20 protein-coding genes are annotated in these 21,462 nt (G+C 61.9%); 13 read left to right on the top strand and 7 right to left on the bottom strand.

Going from position 1 to position 21,462, the window contains the following annotated elements; all coding sequences use genetic code 11:
• Positions 1-21: 21 nt before the first annotated feature.
• Positions 22-3,006 carry a DNA polymerase I gene (gene polA, locus IP85_RS09445; protein ID WP_054149411.1) on the bottom strand — a complete coding sequence of 995 codons (2,985 nt, stop codon included), beginning with the start codon at positions 3,004-3,006 and terminating at the stop codon, positions 22-24.
• 440 nt (positions 3,007-3,446) lie between these two features.
• Here polA and IP85_RS09440 point away from each other — a divergent pair, with 440 nt between their 5' ends.
• From IP85_RS09440 to dnaJ, 7 genes are all read left to right on the top strand, one after another.
• Positions 3,447-3,893 carry a MarR family winged helix-turn-helix transcriptional regulator gene (locus IP85_RS09440; RefSeq protein ID WP_054149410.1) on the top strand — a complete coding sequence of 149 codons (447 nt, stop codon included), beginning with the start codon at positions 3,447-3,449 and terminating at the stop codon, positions 3,891-3,893.
• A gap of 106 nt (positions 3,894-3,999) precedes the next feature.
• Complete coding sequence (locus tag IP85_RS09435) at positions 4,000-5,388, top strand: dipeptidase (protein WP_054149514.1); 1,389 nt, start codon at positions 4,000-4,002, stop codon at positions 5,386-5,388.
• A 316-nt stretch (positions 5,389-5,704) separates the two neighbouring features.
• The gene (locus tag IP85_RS09430) at positions 5,705-6,163 is read left to right on the top strand and encodes a YbaK/EbsC family protein (protein ID WP_054149409.1); all 459 of its coding nucleotides are present in this window, start codon (positions 5,705-5,707) and stop codon (positions 6,161-6,163) included.
• A 185-nt stretch (positions 6,164-6,348) separates the two neighbouring features.
• Positions 6,349-8,574, top strand: a complete 2,226-nt coding sequence (locus tag IP85_RS09425) for a transglycosylase domain-containing protein (protein ID WP_054149408.1) — start codon at positions 6,349-6,351, stop codon at positions 8,572-8,574.
• A gap of 290 nt (positions 8,575-8,864) precedes the next feature.
• Positions 8,865-10,778, top strand: a complete 1,914-nt coding sequence (gene dnaK / locus IP85_RS09420; protein ID WP_054149407.1) for a molecular chaperone DnaK — start codon at positions 8,865-8,867, stop codon at positions 10,776-10,778.
• Complete coding sequence (locus IP85_RS09415) at positions 10,778-11,248, top strand: hypothetical protein (protein WP_054149406.1); 471 nt, start codon at positions 10,778-10,780, stop codon at positions 11,246-11,248. Before dnaK ends, IP85_RS09415 begins: the two co-directional genes overlap by 1 nt.
• 4 nt (positions 11,249-11,252) lie before the next feature.
• Positions 11,253-12,407: a molecular chaperone DnaJ gene (dnaJ, locus tag IP85_RS09410; RefSeq protein ID WP_054149405.1), complete on the top strand. Its 1,155-nt coding sequence runs from the start codon at positions 11,253-11,255 to the stop codon at positions 12,405-12,407.
• A 68-nt stretch (positions 12,408-12,475) separates the two neighbouring features.
• Here the strand turns inward: dnaJ and IP85_RS09405 are convergent, their stop codons facing one another.
• A complete protein-coding gene (locus IP85_RS09405; RefSeq protein WP_245280842.1) occupies positions 12,476-12,727 on the bottom strand; it encodes a hypothetical protein in 252 nt (83 codons plus the stop codon).
• 98 nt (positions 12,728-12,825) lie between these two features.
• Here IP85_RS09405 and IP85_RS09400 point away from each other — a divergent pair, with 98 nt between their 5' ends.
• Positions 12,826-13,440: a TetR/AcrR family transcriptional regulator gene (locus tag IP85_RS09400; protein WP_054149403.1), complete on the top strand. Its 615-nt coding sequence runs from the start codon at positions 12,826-12,828 to the stop codon at positions 13,438-13,440.
• Here IP85_RS09400 and IP85_RS09395 read toward each other — a convergent pair.
• Together IP85_RS09395 and IP85_RS09390 are read right to left on the bottom strand one after the other, a co-directional pair.
• Positions 13,434-13,643: a SlyX family protein gene (locus IP85_RS09395; RefSeq protein WP_054149513.1), complete on the bottom strand. Its 210-nt coding sequence runs from the start codon at positions 13,641-13,643 to the stop codon at positions 13,434-13,436. The two genes, IP85_RS09400 and IP85_RS09395, sit on opposite strands and share 7 nt — an antisense overlap.
• A 79-nt stretch (positions 13,644-13,722) precedes the next feature.
• A complete protein-coding gene (locus IP85_RS09390) occupies positions 13,723-14,010 on the bottom strand; it encodes a hypothetical protein (protein ID WP_054149402.1) in 288 nt (95 codons plus the stop codon).
• A 161-nt stretch (positions 14,011-14,171) separates the two neighbouring features.
• On the opposite strand from IP85_RS09390, the gene recF reads away from it, so the two are divergent.
• From recF to IP85_RS09375, 3 genes are read left to right on the top strand one after another with little or no spacing between them, the layout of a single operon-like run.
• Positions 14,172-15,299: a DNA replication/repair protein RecF gene (recF, locus tag IP85_RS09385; RefSeq protein WP_054149401.1), complete on the top strand. Its 1,128-nt coding sequence runs from the start codon at positions 14,172-14,174 to the stop codon at positions 15,297-15,299.
• A 42-nt stretch (positions 15,300-15,341) separates the two neighbouring features.
• Positions 15,342-16,100 (top strand): molybdopterin-synthase adenylyltransferase MoeB, encoded by a 759-nt coding sequence (locus IP85_RS09380; protein ID WP_054149400.1) that lies wholly within the window; start codon positions 15,342-15,344, stop codon positions 16,098-16,100.
• Positions 16,097-16,573, top strand: a complete 477-nt coding sequence (locus IP85_RS09375) for a GNAT family N-acetyltransferase (protein WP_054149399.1) — start codon at positions 16,097-16,099, stop codon at positions 16,571-16,573. The genes IP85_RS09380 and IP85_RS09375 overlap by 4 nt, the downstream gene beginning before the upstream one ends.
• A 6-nt stretch (positions 16,574-16,579) precedes the next feature.
• Here IP85_RS09375 and IP85_RS09370 read toward each other — a convergent pair whose 3' ends face one another.
• A complete protein-coding gene (locus IP85_RS09370) occupies positions 16,580-17,584 on the bottom strand; it encodes a D-glycerate dehydrogenase (protein WP_054149512.1) in 1,005 nt (334 codons plus the stop codon).
• Positions 17,585-17,784: 200 nt separating this feature from the next.
• On the opposite strand from IP85_RS09370, the gene IP85_RS09365 reads away from it, so the two are divergent.
• Positions 17,785-18,327, top strand: a complete 543-nt coding sequence (locus IP85_RS09365) for an SH3 domain-containing protein (protein WP_150127470.1) — start codon at positions 17,785-17,787, stop codon at positions 18,325-18,327.
• Here IP85_RS09365 and IP85_RS09360 read toward each other — a convergent pair.
• A complete protein-coding gene (locus IP85_RS09360; protein WP_054149397.1) occupies positions 18,320-19,312 on the bottom strand; it encodes an adenosine kinase in 993 nt (330 codons plus the stop codon). The genes IP85_RS09365 and IP85_RS09360 overlap by 8 nt on opposite strands.
• A 321-nt stretch (positions 19,313-19,633) precedes the next feature.
• Between IP85_RS09360 and IP85_RS09355 the strand changes: the two genes are divergently transcribed.
• Positions 19,634-20,578, top strand: a complete 945-nt coding sequence (locus IP85_RS09355) for an AEC family transporter (protein WP_054149396.1) — start codon at positions 19,634-19,636, stop codon at positions 20,576-20,578.
• A 77-nt stretch (positions 20,579-20,655) separates the two neighbouring features.
• Here the strand turns inward: IP85_RS09355 and IP85_RS09350 are convergent, their stop codons facing one another.
• Complete coding sequence (locus tag IP85_RS09350; protein WP_054149395.1) at positions 20,656-21,381, bottom strand: cytochrome c family protein; 726 nt, start codon at positions 21,379-21,381, stop codon at positions 20,656-20,658.
• Positions 21,382-21,462: the final 81 nt, after the last annotated feature.

The raw sequence follows: 21,462 nt of genomic DNA, 5'->3' as shown, positions 1-21,462 counted from the left end.
GCCGGCCGAAGCCGGGAATTCTCAGTGCGCCTCGTCCCAATTGTGGGCGGCGCGGGCGTCGACCTTGAGCGGCACGCGCATGGAGACGGCGGGCATTGCCGCATTCTCCATGATGTCGACGATGACAAGCATGGCGGTATCGACCGCCTCGTCCTCGACCTCGAAGATCAGTTCGTCATGCACCTGCAGCAGCATGCGGCAGCGTTCGGCAAGACCGGCAGCCACGAGTGCGGGTTCGATCTGGATCATGGCGCGGCGGATCACGTCGGCGGCCGAGCCCTGGATCGGGGCATTGATGGCGGCGCGTTCGTTGAAGGCGCGCATCGAGGGGTTGGACGACTTGATCTCCGGGTAATGGGCGCGGCGGCCGAAGATGGTTTCCACATAGCCGTGCTCGCGGGCGAAGGCTTTGGTGCTCTCCATGTAGTCCTTGATGCCGGGGAAGCGCTCGAAATACTTCTTGATGTAATCGCCGGCTTCCGAGCGCTCGATGCTCAGCTGATTGGCGAGGCCGAAGGCGGAGATGCCGTAAATGATGCCGAAGTTGATCGCCTTGGCGCGGCGGCGGACTTCCGACGGCATGCCCTCGACCGGCACGCCGAACATTTCCGACGCGGTCATGGCATGGATATCGATGCCGTCGGCGAAGGCCTGACGCAGCTGCGGGATCTCGGCGACGTGGGCGAGCACGCGCAATTCGATCTGGCTGTAGTCGGCCGAGAGCAGCTTGTGGCCCGGCGTCGAGATGAAGGCGGTGCGGATCTTGCGGCCTTCGGCGGTGCGAACCGGGATGTTCTGCAGATTCGGTTCCGACGATGACAGGCGGCCCGTCGTCGTCGAGGCGAGCGAATAGCCCGTGTGGACGCGCTTGGTCTGCGGATGGATATAGCCGGGAAGCGCGTCGGTATAGGTGGACTTCAGCTTGGTGAGCTGGCGCCAGTCGACGATCTTGCGCGGCAGCGGCGCGCCCTCGGCGGCGAGATCTTCCAGCACCTGGGCTGAGGTGGACCACTGGCCGGTCTTGGTCTTGGAGCCGCCGGGCAGGCCCATGCGGCCAAACAGGATATCGCCGAGCTGTTTCGGCGAGCCGATGTTGAAGCGCTCGCCGGCGAGTTCGTAAACCTCGTCCTCGGTGGCGGCGGCCTTCTGGGCAAGCTCGCCCGACAGGCGGGAGAGGATCTGGCGATCGACGGTGATGCCGCGCTCTTCCATATGGGCGAGCACCGGCACCAACGGGCGCTCCAGACGCTCGTAGATACGGGTGAGGCCTTCGGCTGCCAGACGGGGTTTCAACACCAGCCAGAGACGTAGCGTCACGTCGGCATCTTCGGCCGCATAGGCGGTGGCGCGATCGATGTCGACGAGATCAAAGGTGACGGAGGATTTGCCGGAACCGGCGACGTCCTTGTAGGGGATCGGGGTATGGCCGAGCCACTTCTCCGACAGGCCGTCCATGCCGTGATTGCCCTTGCCGGCGTCGAGCACGTAGGACATCAGCATGGTGTCGTCGAAGGACTGGAGCGTAACGCCGTGGCGCTTCATCACCAGGTAGTCGTATTTGAGGTTCTGCGCGACCTTCAGGACCGACGGATCTTCGAGCAGGCCCTTCAATGCGGCAAGCGCATCCTTCATCGGGATCTGGCCTTCGGCATGACCGCCGCCGAGGAGATCGCCGACACCGGTTTTGTGGGTGAGCGGAATGTAGGCCGCGCGGATGTCCGGCGAGCCGGGTGACAGGACGTTGTCCTGGATGGCGAGCGAGACGCCGACGAGTTCGGCCTGCATGGGATCGAGCGAGGTGGTCTCGGTGTCGAAGGCGACGAGGCCGGTTTCCCGGGCAGCAGCAATCCAGAGCTCGAGGGTCTCGATATCGCGGATCATCACGTATGCGCTTCTGTCGATCGGCTTGCCGGCGAATGCATTGGCGCGGCTTGCGGCGAGATCGGCGGGTGTCTTGCCGTCGGGGCTTGCTGCCGGAGCCGAAGACGATGCGGCTGACAGCGCCGAGGTCGGCGTCCCGGACGAGGCGGGAACGTCGCCGGCGTCGAGATCGGGACCGCGGGCGGCGTCACCCCATTCGACCGAAACAACAGCGGCGTCGATGGCACCCGCATCACAATCGCAGACCTCCGCGACGCGCCGGGTCAGGGTGGTGAATTCCATCGCCTTGAGGAAGCCGATCAGCTTTGGTCCGTCCTGCGGCTCCAGCACCAGGTCTTCGAGCTTCATGTCGATCGGCACGTCGGTGCGCAGTTCGACCAACTGGCGGGAGACCCGGGCGAGCTCGGCATTGGCGATGATGTTTTCGCGGCGCTTGACCTGCTTGATTTCGCCGGCCCGGGACAGCAGAGTTTCGAGATCGCCGAACTCTTCGAGAAGCTGGGCGGCGGTCTTCGGACCGATGCCGGGGATGCCAGGCACGTTGTCGGTCGAATCGCCGGTCATCGCCTGCAGGTCGATCATCTTTTCCGGCGGCACGCCCCATTTCTCGATGACGTCGGGAATGCCGATCTGCTTGTCCTTCATCGCGTCGTACATGTGCACGTTCGCGGTCAGGAGCTGCATCAGGTCCTTGTCGGAGGAGACGATGGTGACATCGGCGCCGACGGCCTCGGCCTGGCGGGCATAGGTGGCGATGATGTCATCGGCCTCGAAGCCTTCGGTCTCGATGCAGGGCAGGTTGAAGGCGCGCGTCGCATGACGGATCAGGCCGAATTGCGGGATCAGATCTTCCGGCGGGGCCGAGCGATTTGCCTTGTAGAGTGGATAGATTTCCTTGCGGAATGTCGTCGAGGAGTAGTCGAAGATAACAGCGAGATGGGTCGGCGTGACCCCGACATCTGTATTGCGCGCATCGCGCAGCAGCTTCCACAGCATGTTGCAGAAGCCGGAAACCGCATTGACGGGCAGGCCGTCCGATTTGCGGTTGAGGGCCGGGATGGCGTGGAAGGCGCGGAAGATGAAACCCGAGCCGTCGACGAGGAAGAGATGATCGCCTTTTTTCATGTCGGCATGGATAGCGCGGGGCGGCTGAAACGTCCATGACGGTTTGGGTCGAATGCGGCGAAATCGCTCGCCTTAGCAGGCAGCCCTTTATCGTTGGATCACCGACGGATCACGGGTAAACCATCACGAAAAGCTTACCGATTTGTAATCCCGTCTTCCCTTGAAAAACCACATTCCAGATCACAAATCCTAGTCATCGGCGCCTGATCACGCCGTAGTCTGAAAGAGGCTCGTCCCCCGCCGCTTCAGACTCGGGCAAAGGCCTTATCCCCCTCTCCGGGCCTTTGTCCCCATATTCCGGAGCCGTCGTGGCAGTCCCCCCGCCTAACGCCACGGCGGCTTCCGTTCCCCTCGCATGAAAATCCAAAATTAGTCAGCCTCGGAAATGGATCGCATGCGATCATTCCCTAACGACGAACCACGACGACGTGTCGAGCGCCATGGCCAATGACCGTACGATCCCCGACCGCTCCGAGTCCGCCACTTGGCTGGCGAGCCAGCTTGCGCGCGGGTTCACACGGGCGCTGCAGGCACGGGCGGCCAAGCTCGGCTTCTCCCCGGGACAATTCCCGATTCTGCTCGAGCTCTGGGAAGAAGAAGGGTTGACGCAGCGGCAGCTGCTCGACCGGGTCGATGTCGAACAGGCGACGATCGCCAATACGCTCGCCCGGATGGAGCGCGACGGGCTGATCGAGCGACGCGTTCACCCCAAGGACAGACGCGCGCAGCAGATCTTCCTGACCGACAAGGCGCGGGACATGCGCGAGGAAGCAATGGCTGCCGCCGAAGCGGCGGAGCAGGCTATCTTCCAGGGTTTCCGGCGTTTCGAGAAGGAATTGCTGAAGGAATACATCCGCTGGGCGATCGCGAATGCCCGCAAGCTGTGAGCAGATATTGATGCGCAGTTGAGAAAAATTCGCGGTCAGAACGCCTCGAAACATCAGGAGCTTTGGTCTATCGTCCGCCGCACTTTCAAATTTGCAGGACATGACCATGACCGATCTCTCCCCCATCCTCGCCAAGGCCGACGAGGCCCTGCCGCAGAGCCTCGAACGGCTGTTCGATCTCGTGCGCATTCCCTCGATTTCGACGGATCCGGCCTACAAGGCCGATTGCCGCAAGGCCGGCGAGTGGCTGGTATCCGTGCTCACCGAGCTCGGCTTCGATGCCTCGCTGCGTGATACGCCCGGCCATCCGATGGTGGTCGCCCATCACGCAGCTGAAACGGCCGACGCGCCGCATGTGCTGTTTTACGGTCATTACGATGTACAGCCGGTCGATCCGCTCGACCTCTGGGAAGACGATCCCTTTGCGCCGGCGATCAAGGAGAAGGATGGCCGCAAGGTCATCACCGGTCGCGGCACATCCGACGACAAGGGTCAGCTTTTGACGTTTGTTGAAGCCTGCCGCGCCTATAAGGCGGTGAAGGGTTCGCTGCCGGTCAAGATCACCATCCTATTTGAGGGCGAAGAAGAATCCGGCTCGCCGTCGCTCAAGCCCTTCCTCGCTGCGAATGCCGATGAGCTGAAGGCCGACTTCGCGCTGGTCTGCGATACCAGCATGTGGGATCGCGAGACGCCGGCGATTGCTGCGGCCCTGCGTGGCCTCGTCGGCGAAGAAGTCACCATCATCGCCGCCGACCGCGACCTGCATTCGGGTCTCTTCGGCGGTGCAGCGGCCAACCCCGTTCATATCCTGACGAAGATCCTTGCCGATCTGCATGACGAAACCGGCAAGGTCACCCTTCCGGGCTTCTACGAAGGTGTCGAGGAGACCCCCGCCAACATCAAGGCATCCTGGGAGAGCCTGGGGCGGACGGCGGAAAGCTTCCTCGGCGAGGTGGGCCTGTCTGTCCCGGCGGGTGAAAAGGGCCGTTCCGTGCTGGAGCTCACCTGGGCGCGGCCGACGGCGGAAGTGAACGGCATCATCGGCGGCTATACCGGCGAAGGCTTCAAGACCGTGATTGCTGCCAAGGCCTCTGCGAAGATTTCCTTCCGCCTCGTCGGCACCCAGGATCCGGCCAAAGTGCGCGAAAGCTTCCGCGCCTTTGTACAGGCCCGCATTCCCGCCGACTGCAAGGTCGAGTTCCACGAGCATGGCGGCTCGCCGGCCATCCAGCTCTCCTATGATTCGCCTGAACTGACCAAGGCGAAGAACGCACTGTCGGATGAATGGCCGAAGCCGGCCGTGATCATCGGCATGGGCGGCTCGATCCCGATCGTCGGCGATTTCCAGAAGATGCTGGGCATGGATTCGCTGCTGGTCGGTTTCGGCCTGACCGACGACCGCATCCACTCTCCAAACGAGAAGTATGACCTCAACTCGTTCCACAAGGGCATCCGCTCGTGGATCCGTATTCTTGACGCGCTCGCAAACGGCTGAGGCCAGAAAAGCAAAAAGGCCGGTCAAAAACCGGCCTTTCCTTTACGCTTCTACGCTTGCCTGCCAGTACATCCGTGGTCAGGGACGGAAACGTGCCATTCGATGTCTCGGATGTTGGCCCACCTTCGTGAACCGCATCCCGGATCTAGATGATCGCTCTGGATGCTTAACAACCGGTTAAGCGTTTTGAAGTTCCTGAAACAGGATCTCCGCAAACGCTCCATCGCATGGTGATCCAGAGATGGGGATGCTCGATCCGGCTTTCAAGATGCAAGGGCGCTTGAAAAGCGGATGTGGCTGCGGATAGAGTTTCATCATGAGCCTCGAATCCGTCCGACAGTTCTTCCGGGAAAACGGACCCGACATCTCCGTCATCGTCACCGAAGCAAGCTCCGCCACCGTGGCGCTTGCGGCCGAAGCGCATGGCGTCGAGCCGGACCAGATCGCCAAGACGATATGCTTGAGGATCGGCGAAGACGTGGTGCTCGTGGTCACCGCGGGCACGAAGCGTCTGGACAATCGCAAGTTCAAGGATCGTTTCGGCGTGAAGCCGCGCATGCTCGATGCCGAAGCCGTGGTCGAGGCGACGAGCCATCCTGTCGGCGGAGTATGCCCCTTCGGCCTGCCCTCGCCTCTCAAGGTCTATTGTGATCTCTCGCTCCGGGCCTTCGACGAGGTGGTTCCGGCCGCAGGTGCGACGAATGCTGCGGTGAAGATTGCGCCGGAGCGCATGAGGTCACTGGTCGATGGCGTCTGGGCAGATCTCTGCCAGTAGCTTCACGCCTCGTTCAGAGCTTGTTTACCGGACTTTAACCACCCCTTAAATCGCCGCAATTACTGTGCAATTGCGCGATCATCGGCTCGACGAGAGTAGATGATCGTCCGAGATTTCTTGAAGCCATTTCCGCGCCTGTCTTCCTTAGGCAGCGCATAACGAGCATCTGGAGCAAGATCACCGCAATGGTGAGCAGAGGCAAATCCCGCGACCGTATTGAACCGAGCTTCGGCGACGAGCGCGAGGACGAGGATTTCCGTCTGGATGCAGATGATCGTGTCATCGGTGGCCGGCCGGTACGCGCCGGTGGCAAGAAGACGGCGGGTTCGGCGAAGCGCGGCAAGTCCGGCAACCAGAAGAGCCGGAAAGCGAAAAACAGTGGCGGCGGATTTGGGCTTGGAAAGCTGATCTACTGGGGTTTCGTGCTGTCTATCTGGTGTGGCATCGGTGTGGTGGGTCTGGTCGCCTACTATGGCTCGCAGATGCCGAGCGCCAGCAGCTGGTCGATCCCCGAGCGTCCGCCGAACATGAAGATCGTGTCCGTCGAAGGCACCGTGATTGCAAACCGCGGCGCGACCGGCGGCGAAGCGCTGCCGCTTGAGGAAATGTCGCCCTTCATTCCGCAGGCGGTGATGGCGATCGAAGATCGGCGCTTCTATTCGCACTTCGGCGTGGATCCTCTCGGCCTCGCCCGCGCGATCGTCACCAATGTGACGAATGGGCGGGCGGTGCAAGGTGGCTCGACGCTGACGCAGCAGCTGGCCAAGAACCTTTTCCTGTCTCCGGAGCGCACCATCGAGCGCAAGGTGCAGGAAGTGCTGCTCGCCTTCTGGCTGGAGCAGAAATACACCAAGGACCAGATCATGGCGATGTATCTGAACCGGGTGTTTTTCGGCTCGAACGCCTATGGCGTCGAAGCGGCATCGCGGCGTTATTTCAACAAGTCGGCCCGCGACGTGAACCTCGGCGAGGCCGCACTCCTGGCAGGGTTGCTGAAGGCACCGTCCCGGCTCTCGCCGGCGCGCGACCCGGAGGCGGCCGAAGCGCGTGCCCAGGTCGTTCTCCAGGCAATGCTCGAAGAGGGTTATATTACGGCCGACGAAATCAAGACGGCGATGTCGCAACCGCCGACCAAGGCGAAGCGCTACTGGAGCGGTGCAGGCCAGTATGTCGCCGATCTGGTGCGCGACGAGGTGACATTGCTGATCGGCAAGGTGACCGAAGACATCGTGGTCGAGACGACGATCGACATGACGCTGGAGAAGAAGGCCGAGGCCGCACTGACGGAATCGCTTGAGGCTGAGGGCGATAAGGTCAATGCCTCGCAGGCAGCCCTCGTTTCCATCGACGGGACCGGTGCTATCCGGGCCCTTGTCGGCGGGCGGGACTATGCCGAAAGCCAGTTCAACCGGGCGGTCAAGGCAAAGCGCCAGCCCGGTTCGGCGTTCAAACCCTTTGTCTATGCCGCTGCGGTGGAGAATGGCTTGCGTCCGACTTCGGTGCGCAACGATGCACCGATCCGCATCGGCTCCTGGACGCCTGAGAATTATGACCAGAAGTATCGGGGACAAGTGACCGCGACTCAGGCACTTGCCGAATCGCTGAACACGATAGCCGCCCAGTTGGTCATGGAAGTCGGACCCGATCAGGTGATCAAGGTCGCGCACCGGATGGGTATTGAATCGGAGTTGCAAAAGAATGCTTCCATCGCGCTCGGCACCTCGGAAGTCTCGCTCCTCGAACTGACGGCCGCCTATGCGCCCTTCATGAATGGCGGCTACAAAGCGACGCCGCATATCGTACGGCGGATCTCCAAGGCCGATGGCACACTGCTCTACGAGAACAATTATCTCGAGCCGCCGAAGGTGCTCAACGACGGAGTGGTCGCTGCGATGAATGCGATGATGCGCGATGTCATCGATCATGGCACGGGAAAGAATGCACGGCTAGCCGGATGGGAAGCGGCGGGCAAGACGGGCACGACGCAGTCCTTCCGCGACGCGCTGTTCGTTGGCTATACGAGCAATCTGACCACGGGCATCTGGTTCGGCAATGACGATGGACAGTCGATGAAGAAGGTGACCGGCGGAGGGCTTCCTGCCAAGGCCTGGCATGATTTCATGACAGCGGCGCATCAGGGGCTTGCGCCGGCCCCGCTGCCGGGTGGTGACTTCATCGAGCCGGCGCCGGCGGAAGATCCGATGACAATCGGCACGATCATATCAGACGTCTTCCAGGGTGGCGGTGAAGAGCGGTATTCCGGCGATCCCGTCTATGCCGAAGACTATCCCGCAGGTGCTGCTCCCTCGCAGGATGTGACTGGTTCGGCAGGCCCCATACCGCCGGCCGAGGTCGGCGGAGGGCAAGGCACGCGCAGAACCACTCTGCTCGACTTGATCCTGGGACAATAAGGGCCACATGAGGACGGCGAGATGCCGTCGGCCTGACGCAAGGCCGCGACTCTAGTATAGCCGGTCTGTCAAGGACCGAGGGGTGCGGCAAAGCCCATGAAAACGCTGCACCAATCTGTTCTTTTTTACGGGTTTCCAGCGGATTTCCAGCCTTGCAGTCAGAAATTCCGCTTCTTATATACGCGACATAACCGCAGCGGCGCTGCAGTGTATCCCAGACCATCCACGTCGAGGGGCTGTCAGGAATGCCTGATTGGGGTTCCGACGGCCTGCTTCAAGGAGAATATGACATGGCAAAAGTAATCGGTATCGACCTTGGAACGACCAATTCCTGCGTCGCCGTCATGGACGGCAAAGATGCAAAGGTCATCGAGAATTCGGAAGGCGCACGCACCACGCCGTCCATGGTGGCGTTTTCGGACGATGGCGAACGCCTCGTCGGCCAGCCGGCCAAGCGCCAGGCGGTCACCAACCCGACCAACACCCTGTTCGCCGTCAAGCGTCTGATCGGTCGTCGCTACGAAGATCCGACCGTCGAGAAGGACAAGGGCCTCGTGCCGTTCCAGATCGTCAAGGGTGACAATGGCGACGCCTGGGTCGAAGCACAGGGCAAGGGTTATTCCCCGTCGCAGATCTCTGCCATGATCCTGCAGAAGATGAAGGAAACGGCAGAAGCCTATCTCGGCGAAAAGGTCGAAAAGGCCGTCATCACCGTTCCCGCATACTTCAACGACGCGCAGCGCCAGGCCACCAAGGATGCCGGCCGCATTGCCGGCCTTGAAGTTCTGCGCATCATCAACGAGCCGACGGCTGCAGCACTTGCCTATGGCCTCGACAAGACGGAAGGCAAGACCATCGCCGTCTACGACCTCGGTGGGGGTACCTTCGATATCTCGGTTCTAGAAATCGGCGACGGCGTCTTCGAAGTGAAGTCGACCAATGGCGACACCTTCCTCGGCGGTGAAGACTTCGACATGCGCCTCGTCGAATATCTCGCAGCCGAGTTCAAGAAGGACCAGGGCATCGACCTGAAGGGCGACAAGCTGGCCCTGCAGCGCCTGAAGGAAGCCGCCGAAAAGGCCAAGATCGAGCTGTCGTCCTCGCAGCAGACCGAAATCAACCTGCCCTTCATCACCGCAGACGCTTCCGGTCCTAAGCACCTGACGATGAAGCTGACCCGCGCCAAGTTCGAAAGCCTGGTCGACGACCTCGTCCAGCGTACGATTGCACCGTGCAAGGCAGCCCTCAAGGATGCCGGCGTCTCTGCAGCCGATATCGACGAAGTCGTTCTCGTCGGCGGCATGAGCCGCATGCCAAAGGTCCAGGAAGTCGTGAAGCAGCTGTTCGGCAAGGAGCCGCACAAGGGCGTCAACCCGGATGAAGTGGTTGCTCTTGGCGCCGCCATCCAGGCCGGCGTTCTGCAGGGCGACGTCAAGGACGTGCTGCTGCTCGACGTAACCCCGCTGTCGCTCGGCATCGAAACGCTCGGTGGCGTCTTCACCCGTCTGATCGATCGCAACACGACGATCCCGACGAAGAAGAGCCAGACCTTCTCGACCGCCGAAGACAACCAGCAGGCCGTCACCATCCGCGTATCGCAGGGCGAGCGCGAAATGGCGCAGGACAACAAGCTGCTGGGCCAGTTCGACCTGGTCGGCCTGCCGCCGTCGCCGCGTGGCGTTCCGCAGATCGAAGTCACCTTCGATATCGACGCCAACGGCATCGTCCAGGTTTCGGCCAAGGACAAGGGCACCGGCAAGGAACAGCAGATCCGCATCCAGGCCTCCGGTGGTCTCTCCGACGCCGACATCGAGAAGATGGTGAAGGACGCCGAAGCCAATGCCGAGGCCGACAAGAAGCGTCGCGCCGTCGTCGAAGCCAAGAACCAGGCTGAAAGCCTCATTCACTCCACCGAAAAGTCGGTCAGCGAGTATGGCGACAAGGTTTCGGAAACGGATCGCAAGGCGATCGAGGATGCGATTGCGGCCCTCAAGGGCGCCATCGAAGCCTCCGAGCCTGATGCAGACGACATCCAGGCCAAGACCCAGACCCTCATGGAAGTTTCCATGAAGCTAGGCCAGGCCATCTACGAGTCCCAGCAGGCCGATGGCGGTGCAGGCGACGCAGATGGTGGCAAGGACGACAACGTCGTTGACGCCGACTACGAAGAAGTGAAGGACGAAGACGCGAAGAAGTCGGCTTGATGCAGGGCCACTTCGGACGCCGTTCCAAGACTTGGCTGGCCTTCGGGCCAGCCGCATTTTCGTTGATTCTGGCGACTGGTGCCGTGGCACAGGACAGGGGACAGGTCAGCGCCGTTCACCGCCAGGTGAGCGCCGCCGAGGCCAAGGTGGCCAAGGCGATTTCCGCGAAGGACAGCAATTCCCTTTCCCGCATCGGCAACGATCTCGGCAAGATCATCGAATCGGCGCTTCAAAGGCGTGAGAACGGTGGCGAAGTCTCGTCCTGCGACATGGCTGCGCATTCGCTGGCCTTTGCGGCGGTGACGTCCGCAGACGGACTGATTAGCAATGGCGAAGCACGCACGCTTCTGATGCAGGATGCGATCTTGGCTGCGTCCGACTTCCAGAAAGACATGCAGGCCTGTGACAAGCAGGCCGGCAAGGCGACGGGCAGCCACACGAGCGTTGGGAAAGCTTTGAGAGCTTTGTAAAACCATGGCAAAAGCAGATTTCTACGAGACCCTCGGGGTTGGCCGGACGGCGGACGAGAAGGAGCTGAAGGGCGCCTTCCGCAAGCTGGCCATGAAATACCACCCGGACAAGAACCCGGGTGACGATGAGGCGGAAAAGAAGTTCAAGGAACTCAACGAGGCCTATGAAACTCTGAAGGATCCGCAGAAGCGTGCGGCCTATGACCGCTTCGGCCACGCCGCCTTCGAACAGGGCGGCATGGGCGGTGGCGGCTTTGGCGGCGGCGGCGGCGGATTTGCCGGTGGCGGCTTCTCCGACATATTCGAGGACATCTTCGGCGAGATGATGGGTGGCGGCCGCGGCGGGCGTGCCCGATCGACCGGCGGTCGCGAACGTGGTGCAGACCTGCGCTACAACATGGAAATCAGTCTCGAAGAGGCCTTTACCGGCAAGACTGCGCAGATCCGGGTTCCGACCTCTATCACCTGCGATGTCTGCACGGGTTCGGGCGCCAAGCCCGGAACGCAGCCGAAGACCTGCACGACCTGTCAGGGCTCTGGTCGCGTACGTGCGGCCCAGGGCTTCTTCTCGATCGAGCGCACCTGCCCGACCTGTCACGGTCGTGGCCAGACGATCTCAGACCCCTGCGGCAAGTGCCACGGCCAGGGCCGCATCACCGAAGAGCGTTCGCTTTCGGTCAGCATTCCCTCTGGTATCGAGGACGGCACGCGCATCCGCCTGCAGGGCGAAGGCGAAGCCGGACTTCGCGGTGGCCCTTCGGGCGATCTCTACATCTTCCTGTCGGTGAAACCGCACGAGTTCTTCCAGCGTGACGGGGCGGATCTCTATTGCTCCGTGCCGATCTCGATGACGACGGCGGCACTGGGCGGAACCTTCGACGTGGTGACGCTGGATGGGACGAAGTCGCGTGTGACGGTTCCGGAGGGCACCCAGCCCGGCAGGCAGTTCCGCCTCAAGGGCAAGGGCATGCCGGTTCTGCGCTCGACGCAGGTCGGTGATCTCTACATTCAGATCCAGATCGAGACGCCGCAGAAGCTGACCAAGCGTCAGCGCGAGTTGCTGCAGGAGTTCGAACAGCTGTCGTCGAAGGAAAACAACCCGGAATCGACGGGCTTCTTTGCCCGGATGAAGGATTTCTTCGATACGCTCAGCGACTGAGCGAGCGATCGTCAGAGACAAGATTTGCAAGGGGCGGTCCGAAAGGGGGCCGCCCCTTTTGCATGAGGTCAGGCCAGGAGACGCGGCTGGCGCAAGATGAACCAGGCAAAGTGCCTGTGGATCGCCGGAGCGATACCATAGACGATCGACAGCACCATGATCGGCGCCAGAAGTGCCGTGCGAGCCCAGATCGGCCAACCTTCGGTCAAGGGCATCAGGACGTAGAGAATGGCGGTGACGAAGGGATAGATGACGAGCAGCATCAGCAGGGCAAGGCGATGCTTGGACGGTGTTGGGCGGGATGCTGTTGGGTTGGACATGGGAGGCTCCATAAGAACGGTACGTTCCGTTTATATTGAAACGGGCCGTTTCGTTCAATAGATTTTTCTGCTAGGGGAATAGCAGAGGAGTACAGACTGTGACGACAACTGCACCTGACATCACAAAGCGTACATCGATCGGTGCACAGCGGAACCCGGCCAGCGAGGACGCCATCCTGACGGCAGCGGCCGAGATCCTGCGCGAGGGCGGGTTGTCAGCCTTCTCGATCGAAGCAGTGGCACGACGGGCCAAGGCCGGAAAGCCGACGATCTATCGCTGGTGGCCTTCGAAGGCAGCGCTGCTTCTCGATGTGTACCACCGGCAGAAGGGCGAGACCTTCTATCCTGATACCGGAAACGCACGCGGCGACCTGATCGCCTTTCTCGAGACGTTGCTCGGCTTCTGGCAGAGGAGTGGCGGCGAGGTCTTCCGCTCGATCATCGCCGAGGCACAGAGCGATCCGGCGGCTCTGGAGGCGCTGCGCGACTACGCATTGACGCGCTGCCGGGCAAGCGGCGTGATCCTGGAGAGGGGCGTGGCGCGAGGTGATATCCGCGCCGGCCTCGACATCCCACTCGTCATGGAACTGTTCTCGAGCTTCTGCTGGCAGCGGCTGCTGACCGGTCGGCTCGACCCGTCACCCGATCAGATCGCGCACATCGTCGATGCCGTGCTGACCGGCTTTGCGACGACGGGTCGTGACGCTCAGTAATGCGGCGGGCGGGTGATGGCCGGGGCTTCCAGGCCCTGCTCTTCCAGTGACAGGAAGCGCTCCGTGAGCCGATCCAGCTTGGCCCGGGTCTGTTCGACCACCTTCCATTGCTCGGTCAGCTGGTCCGACAGTTCCTCGATGACCCGCGTCTGATGGGCGACGGTCTCTTCCAGACGCGTGATGCGCTCGTCCTGCGTGTCCATGATCTTCTCCATCGTCTCTCAAGCGGCCTAGATGCCGCAAGACGGACGCCCCGTCAAACGTGGCGCTGAAGGGATCGGATCAGCGCTGCTTCTTCTTGCGATACGGCATGGTCATGACGGCAGAGGCGGTCACGGCCGCGGCAAAGATCAGCGCCAGCGGCACGGCCATCATGACCGTCGGAAGCACGGGGTGGCTGGAGCGCGAGAGCGAGGTGCCAAGGCCGCCGAGGTCAAGCCAGACGATGGCAAAAGCGACCAGGAAACCGATTGCTGCACCGAGCGATGCGTTGAGGGCAAGAAAGCTGAGCATCTCCCAGTGGTCGCGTCGGGCTTCTTCGGGCGTGAGATCATCGGAATGCAGAGACATGGCCTGGCTCCAGAGCGGCGGCAATAACGTAAAACTAACGCGTCTGAAAAAGAGTTCCAGGTCGCCAAGCGCCGCACACCTCGGCAAGTTCCAGAAAGCGCGCTTGCGCCTTGCCTTCACGACACATTCGGCCTAGCTCAAGGCGACAGCGAATCCGACCGATGACCCAGAAGACACAGATCCAGCGGCTCAAACTCACAGACTTCCGCAACTATGCGCAGGCAGGCCTTGCGCTGGACGGACGGCATGTGGTGCTGGTCGGCGACAACGGGGCCGGCAAAACCAACTTCATGGAAGCGATCTCCTTCCTCTCGCCCGGGCGTGGCCTGCGCCGTGCGGTGCTCTCTGACATTCCGCGTATTGGGGCCTCCGGAAGCTTCACCGTCTTTGCCGCCATTGACGGCATGGCTGGCGAGGCCGATATCGGCACCGGCACAGAGACCACGGAGGAAGGCAACCTCGTCCGGCGTCTCCGGATCAATGGCGGCCCGGCAAAGTCGGTCGACGAACTCACCGACCACCTGCGCATCCTCTGGCTGACGCCGGCCATGGACGGGTTGTTCACCGGCTCCTCTTCCGATAGACGCCGTTTCCTCGATCGGTTGGTCCTCTCCCTCGACCCAGCGCATGGACGACGAGCCAGCGATTTCGAGCGCGCCATGCGCAGTCGCAACAAGCTGCTCTCGGAAGGGCGCTTCGATCCGACCTGGCTGTCCGGCATCGAGCAGCAGATGGCAGCGCTGGGCGTTGCCATGGCGGCCGCACGGCGCGAGATGCTGGGATTGCTCTCCGGCCTGATCGAGGCGGACAGGGAAACCTCCGCCTTTCCATCTGCCTCCCTCGCCCTGACCGGCTTTCTCGATGATCTGGCCGATCTACCGGCGTTCGAATTCGAAGAGCGCTATATCGAGATCCTCGCACAATCCCGCCATCGGGATGCGGCAGCCGGCCGGACATTGGATGGACCGCACCGGGCAGATCTCATGGTGCGACACATCGAGAAAGACATGGACGCCGAGCGCTGCTCAACGGGAGAGCAGAAGGCCCTCCTGATCGGGCTGGTGCTTGCCCATGCCCGGCTGGTGGCGACCATGACGGGCTTTGCGCCGATCCTGCTGCTCGACGAGATCGCCGCGCATCTTGACGAGGGCCGGCGAGCATCGCTCTTTGCCCGCATCGATGCACTCGGCGGCCAGGCTTTCATGACGGGCACGGACAAGGCAATGTTTTCTGCACTGGGCGACCGGGCGCAGTTCGTGACGGTGACAGACGGTGAGATCGATGCGTGAGCGCGCTTTTCATCTTCATGTTCGGGTGGCAAGGTAGCGCCCATGGACCCGCTCTCGCCCGAAGAACTCTCCCGCTATCATCGCCATATACTGCTGCCAGAAGTCGGCGGCCATGGACAGCAACTGCTGAAAGCCGCACGCGTGCTGGTGATCGGCGCTGGCGGGCTCGGCTCGCCAGTGCTGCAATATCTGGCAGCGGCCGGCGTCGGCACGCTCGGAATCGTTGATGACGACGGGGTGTCGCTCTCCAATCTCCAGCGGCAGGTGATCCACGACACGGGAACGCTTTCGGAGAAGAAGTCGGAGAGCGCGGCGCGGGCCATCGCACGGCTCAATCCGCATTGCCGCACGGTTTGCTACGAAGAGCGATTCGACGCCGCATTCGCCCGGGATCATCTCTCCCGCTTCACGCTGCTGATCGACGGCTCCGACAATTTCTCGACGCGCTATGCGGCAGCGGATGCTGCGGAACTTGCGAAGGTGCCGCTGGTAACGGGGGCCGTCGGGCGCTTCGACGGAACTGTGACAGTGTTGAAACCCTATGAGAGCGGGCCGGACGGGGTAGCGTATCCGCGCTATACCGATCTCTTCCCCGAACCGCCGCCAGAGGGTTTGATCCCAGCCTGTGCAGAAGCCGGTGTCATCGGCGCGCTAACGGGTGTCATCGGCACCCTGATGGCCATGGAGGCGATCAAGGTGATCACCGGGATCGGCGAGCCATTGGTCGGACGGCTGTTGATGTATGATGGGCTTGCGGCCCGTTTCGATACCATCCGCTACAAACGCCGGGCAGGAACATGAGCATCGTCATCCGTCAGATCGATCCGAGCTATTCGCAGTACGAGGAACTGCTGGCGCTGATCATGGCGTCCTTCGCCTATATGGACGGCGTCATCGACCCTCCCTCCTCCGCGCATCGCCTGACCATCGCCTCCCTCACGGACAAGGCTCGTGACGAAATCGCACTGATCGCAGAGATGGACGCAACCCTCGTGGGCTGCGCCTTTCTGCGTCCCGAACCGGATTTTCTCTATCTCGGCAAACTCGCGGTTGCCGCAGAGGCGCAAGGCCAGGGGATCGGCGGACGTCTGCTGGCGGAGGGCGAGGCGATCGCGCAACAGCTCGGCAAACAGGCGCTGCGGCTAGAGACCCGGATCGAACTGACCGGCAACCATGACCGGTTCGGCGCCTGGGGGTTTGTCAGAACCGCCGAGAGAAGCCATGCCGGCTATGACCGCCCGACCTATATCGAGATGCAGAAGCGACTTACCTGACGCGGCTCAGTTGCGGTTCGGCAGCACCCTGTTCGGCGGGCGGTGGCCGTCGAAATAGGTTCTGATATTGATGATGACCTTGTCGCCCATATCGATGCGGCCTTCGATCGTCGCCGAACCGGTATGCGGCAGGAGCACCACCTTGCCCTCGTTGGCGAGCTTCACCAGCTTCGGGTTGACTGCTGGCTCGTTCTCGAACACGTCGAGACCCGCACCGGCGATCTTGCCGGCACGTAATGCCTGGACCAGCGCGTCCTCGTCGATGATGTCACCACGGGCGGTGTTGACGACGTAGCTTGTCGGCTGCAGCAGGGCGAGGCGACGGGCCGAGAGCAGGTGAAAGGTTGCCGGCGTCGAAGGGCAGTTGACCGAAACGATGTCGACGCGGGCGAGCATCTGGTCGAGGCTGTCCCAATAAGTCGCTTCGAGTTCGTCTTCGGTCGCCGGACTGACCCGCTTGCGGTTGTGATAATGGATCGACAGGCCGAAGGCCTTGGCACGGCGGGCCACGGCAGTGCCGATGCGGCCCATGCCGATGATGCCGATGCGCTTGCCCCAGATTCGGCGTCCGAGCATCCAGGTGGGCGACCAGCCCTCCCATTCGCCAGGCTTGTCCATCAGCACGCGCGCGCCTTGAACGAGACGGCGCGGCACGGCGAGAATGAGCGCCATGGTCATGTCGGCCGTGTCTTCGGTCAGAACGTTCGGCGTGTTGGTGACGGTGATGCCCTTTTTCGCGGCGGCATCGATGTCGATATGATCCGTACCGTTCGAGAAGCTGGCGATGAGCTTCAGTTGCGGGCCGGCTTCGGCAATCAAGGTTGCATCGATTCGGTCGGTCACGGTCGGCACAAGCACGTCTGCCGATTTGACGGCGGCGATCAATTCTTCGCGCGTGCGAGGTTTGTCATCGACATTCAATTCCGCATCGAAGAGCTCGCGCATGCGCGTTTCCACGGCATCGGGCAGTTTCCGCGTGATATAGACCTGGGGTCTTTTCCTGTTCGTCATGGGCCGCATCGATGCCTTCTTCAGAACTCGTTAACCAAGTCGCGGGATACTTCGCTTCTCAGGAAGGCAATTTCTACCAAACCCGTCGGCGAAGACAAACAAAACTCGTCGGATGACGGCGGATTTGTCCCTGATACGCGCGACGCGTCTCGGGGTGGTCAGAAAGCCCTTCATTTCCACAGCTTAAGCCCGGAATGACCATGTTTCATAATCTGTGCCGCGTCAGCATTGCATTCAGCGTTCTTGCGCTGTCTCTCGTGGCCGGCCCGATCGCCGGTCATGCCCAATCCACGACCAAGGGTTCGAGCGGGCTGCCGCTGCCGCGGTTCGTCAGCCTGAAGGCCGAAAGGGTGAACCTGCGTATCGGTCCGAGCACCGACTACGCCGTCTCCTGGCGCTACATGAAGTCGGGACTGCCGGTCGAAATCATCCGCGAATACGAAAACTGGCGGCAGATCCGCGATGCTGACGGGACCGAGGGCTGGGTGAACCAGACCCTACTCACCGGGGAGCGCACGGCGGTTGCCGCCCCGTGGATGCGCGGCAACGGCGACGCTGTCTACGTCATGATGCGACGCGATTCCAACTCGTCCGCAGCCATCATTGCCAAGCTCGAGCCCGGCGTCGTGCTCAGGCTCAAGGAGTGCAACGGCAATTGGTGTCAGGCCGAGGCCGGCGGCGTCAACGGCTGGATCTCGCAGAATGAGATCTGGGGCGCCTACCCGGGCGAGGCCTTCAAATAAGGCCGATCGCCGAAGCGCCCTTCGCAAGCGACATCATCGGTCGGGGGCCGATCTGCTGGATGACGATGCCAGCCGCATAGCAGCCAAGATGGCCGCAATCCTCGAAGCTTCGACCATTGGTGTAGCCATAGAGGAAGCCGGAGGCGAAGAGATCGCCGGCACCTGTCGTATCGACCACCGTCTCGACCTTGGTGGCAGGGACACGGATGCGCTGCTCCCCCTTCACGATGACGGCACCCTGATCGCCCATGGTAACGGCGGCCAGCTTGCAATCCTTCGAGATCAGATCAAGCGCGTGAGCGAAATCGTCCGTTTCGTAGAGAGACAGGGCTTCCTGCTCGTTGGCGAAGACGATGTCGACCGTGCCGGAGCGCATCAGGTCAAGGAATTCGGCGCGGTAGCGACCGACGCAGAAGCTGTCGGAGAGCGTCATCGACATTTCCCGGCCCGCCTCGTGGGCAATGCGGGCGCAGTCGAGGATCGCCTGCTTGGCGCGCGGCGGATCCCAGAGATAACCCTCAAAATAGGTGACCTTGGATTTGGCGACGACGTCGGGCTCGACATCCTCGGGGCCGAACTCGACGCAGGCGCCGAGATAAGTGTTCATCGACCGCTCGCCGTCTTCGGTGACGAAGATCATGCTGCGGGCCGTCGGTGGCTGGCTGCCCAGGGGACGGGTCTGGAAATGGACGCCCTGGGCGCGGATGTCATGGGTGAAGATCTCACCGAGCTGATCCTCTGCCACCTTGCCGAAATAGGCAGCCTTGCCGCCGAAATTGGCGATACCGGCCGCCGTGTTGCCGGCGCTGCCGCCGGAGGCTTCCACAGCCGGCCCCATCATGCCGTAGAGCCGTTCGGCACGCTCGGCGTCGATCAGGTTCATTGCGCTTTTGGTAATGGCATTGTCGATCAGAAACTGGTCGTCGCAGCGAGAAATAATGTCGACGATGGCGTTGCCGATCGTCAGGACATCGAACTGGCTCATGAGGTCCGGGGCTCCGTTTGCTTGGCCTGACGGTCATAGCCGTTTTTCCGCCGATGGGAAGGGAAAAGCAGGCCGACGTCATCTGGTCGTTACATCGGGCGGGTACCAAATTCGCCGTGGATGACCATCTCCCCTGGAGTCCACCGGGACATGAACGGTTCCGTACGGGAAAGCCGACCACGGATGTACTGGCGGCAGATCCCACCCCGGTGTGACCGGGCGTCGAAGCAGGCTCCCGCCTGCTTTTGTCGTTTCTGATGGATTGGCCGGGCGCGGCAAGAAGCCTAAGAAGGGCTTTCTTGCCATGACGAGTCGATTTTCATGACCACCGTTGCCCAGGACGTCCTTCCCATCTTCATTCTCATTCTCTTTGGCTGGGCGCTCGTCCGGTTGAAGATCCTGACCGCGGAGATCGGTGACGGGTTGGGCGACTTCGTGTTCAAGGTCGCGGTGCCGCTCCTTCTGCTTCGGACGATCGCCAATGCCGACTTCCACGGCGCCTCTCCGTTTCGGCTGTGGATCGCCTACTTCTCCGGGGTTCTGATCACCTGGATCATTGGCCATCTTCTGGCAACGCGCATCTTCGGACGTGACCAAAAGGTCGGCGTGCTCGCTGGCGTTTCCGCAGCCTTTGCCAACAATGTCTTCATCGGCCTGCCGCTTGTCGAACGCACCGTCGGACCGGAAGGGATCGTCGCCATGTCGATCCTGCTCGCCGTGCACCTGCCGCTGATGATGATCGCCGGCGTTCTGGCCATGGAACGGGCAGAGCAGAGAAGCGGAGGACGCAATGCCACAGGCATTCTCGCTGTTTCCAAACAGGTGGGCGGCAATCTTGTGCGCAATCCGCTGATCATTGGCCTCGCCGGCGGGGTCCTTCTGCAGCTTGTAGGCACCCCTGTTCCGGCGCTGATCGACGGCATCGTCGCTCAGGTAGCCGGCATGGCAGCACCGGCAGCACTGATCTCGCTCGGCATGACGCTGAACAAATACGGGATGGCGGGAAACATAAAAATTGCTGGCAGCATTTCGCTGCTGAAGCTCGGCTTGATGCCAGCCGTGGTCTGGCTCGCATCCACGCTGCTTGGGCTCTCACCGCAATGGACGGCAGCACTCGTTCTGACCTCTTCCGTTCCGACGGGTATCAATGCCTGGCTGATTGCAAACCGCTTCGGTGTGGGCCAGGGACTGGCAGCCTCGGTCATTACCCTCTCGACTGCTGCCGGCGTGGCAACCGTTTCACTTTGGGCGCTGTTCCTGCTCTGACGCTGACAAAACAAACGCCCGACCACAAGGGGCCGGGCGCGTGTCTCAGTAGCGTCAATGCCAGCAGGCTATGACGATCAGGGCGTTGCAGGCTGTGCAGGAGCAGGCTCTGCCGGGGCAGCTGGCGCGGGCTCAGCTGGAGCCGCAGGCGCCGCGTCGGCCGGGGCGGCTTCCGCCGGAGCCTCTGCAGGTGCGGCAGCGGCATCTGCCGGAGCGGCGTCAGCAGGCGCAGCAGCATCTTCAGCCGGTGCAGCAGCTTCAGGCGACGGCAGCGGAACCGGGCTGTCGGCCATGGTGTGCAGATACACGATCACGTTGGCGCGTTCGTCGTCCTTCTTGAGGCCTGCGAAACCCATCGACGTGCCGGGGATATGCTGCTTCGGAGCGAGGAGGAATTCGTTCAGGTGGTCCCAGGTCCAGAGCTCGCTGCCGCCCTGCGAAAATTCCTTGATGGCAGCCGAATAGCTGAAGCCTTCATGCGAGGCGATCGGACGGTCGACAAGGCCATAGAGGTTCGGGCCAACCTTGTTGGCGCCACCCTTGTCGACGGTGTGACAGCTCGCGCACTTCTTGAACGACGCTTCGCCCGCGGCTGCATCGGCACTGGCAAGCAGGACTGCGATGGGAGTGGCGGCGACTTCCGGTGCTGCGTCAGTCGGAGCAGCCTCTTCCGCCACGATGGCGAAGCCTTCCTGCTCAGGCGCTTCAGAATGGAATATCCCTTCCGAAGCGATGGACACAGACATCAGGACGAAGACGGTGCCGAGAAAGGCACCCACGCCCATGTTGGTATAAGAGTTCATCTGCAAAGCTCCCCGTGCAGCCGGCCGATGAGCAACCGGACGATCTTGAAATCGCGCGGAACCTATGTCTTTTGCATAACA

The organism is Rhizobium sp. AAP116, assembly GCF_001295785.1.
Lineage (GTDB): Bacteria > Pseudomonadota > Alphaproteobacteria > Rhizobiales > Rhizobiaceae > Allorhizobium.
Note: the sequence above shows the minus strand (reverse complement) of the source record. Positions and strands in the feature narration are given on the sequence as shown.

What these genes read in the sequence shown, in the direction of transcription:
- IP85_RS09390 (WP_054149402.1), bottom strand. Translation starts at nt 14,010, where the DNA reads ATGTCTCTGCATTCCGATGATCTCACGCCCGAAGAAGCCCGACGCGAC.
- IP85_RS09415 (WP_054149406.1), top strand. Translation starts at nt 10,778, where the DNA reads ATGCAGGGCCACTTCGGACGCCGTTCCAAGACTTGGCTGGCCTTCGGG.
- dnaK (WP_054149407.1), top strand. Translation starts at nt 8,865, where the DNA reads ATGGCAAAAGTAATCGGTATCGACCTTGGAACGACCAATTCCTGCGTC.
- IP85_RS09435 (WP_054149514.1), top strand. Translation starts at nt 4,000, where the DNA reads ATGACCGATCTCTCCCCCATCCTCGCCAAGGCCGACGAGGCCCTGCCG.
- IP85_RS09395 (WP_054149513.1), bottom strand. Translation starts at nt 13,643, where the DNA reads ATGGACACGCAGGACGAGCGCATCACGCGTCTGGAAGAGACCGTCGCC.
- dnaJ (WP_054149405.1), top strand. Translation starts at nt 11,253, where the DNA reads ATGGCAAAAGCAGATTTCTACGAGACCCTCGGGGTTGGCCGGACGGCG.
- IP85_RS09425 (WP_054149408.1), top strand. Translation starts at nt 6,349, where the DNA reads ATGGTGAGCAGAGGCAAATCCCGCGACCGTATTGAACCGAGCTTCGGC.
- IP85_RS09350 (WP_054149395.1), bottom strand. Translation starts at nt 21,381, where the DNA reads ATGAACTCTTATACCAACATGGGCGTGGGTGCCTTTCTCGGCACCGTC.
- IP85_RS09405 (WP_245280842.1), bottom strand. Translation starts at nt 12,727, where the DNA reads ATGTCCAACCCAACAGCATCCCGCCCAACACCGTCCAAGCATCGCCTT.
- recF (WP_054149401.1), top strand. Translation starts at nt 14,172, where the DNA reads ATGACCCAGAAGACACAGATCCAGCGGCTCAAACTCACAGACTTCCGC.
- IP85_RS09365 (WP_150127470.1), top strand. Translation starts at nt 17,785, where the DNA reads ATGTTTCATAATCTGTGCCGCGTCAGCATTGCATTCAGCGTTCTTGCG.
- IP85_RS09380 (WP_054149400.1), top strand. Translation starts at nt 15,342, where the DNA reads ATGGACCCGCTCTCGCCCGAAGAACTCTCCCGCTATCATCGCCATATA.
- IP85_RS09370 (WP_054149512.1), bottom strand. Translation starts at nt 17,584, where the DNA reads ATGACGAACAGGAAAAGACCCCAGGTCTATATCACGCGGAAACTGCCC.
- polA (WP_054149411.1), bottom strand. Translation starts at nt 3,006, where the DNA reads ATGAAAAAAGGCGATCATCTCTTCCTCGTCGACGGCTCGGGTTTCATC.
- IP85_RS09360 (WP_054149397.1), bottom strand. Translation starts at nt 19,312, where the DNA reads ATGAGCCAGTTCGATGTCCTGACGATCGGCAACGCCATCGTCGACATT.
- IP85_RS09355 (WP_054149396.1), top strand. Translation starts at nt 19,634, where the DNA reads ATGACCACCGTTGCCCAGGACGTCCTTCCCATCTTCATTCTCATTCTC.
- IP85_RS09440 (WP_054149410.1), top strand. Translation starts at nt 3,447, where the DNA reads ATGGCCAATGACCGTACGATCCCCGACCGCTCCGAGTCCGCCACTTGG.
- IP85_RS09375 (WP_054149399.1), top strand. Translation starts at nt 16,097, where the DNA reads ATGAGCATCGTCATCCGTCAGATCGATCCGAGCTATTCGCAGTACGAG.
- IP85_RS09430 (WP_054149409.1), top strand. Translation starts at nt 5,705, where the DNA reads ATGAGCCTCGAATCCGTCCGACAGTTCTTCCGGGAAAACGGACCCGAC.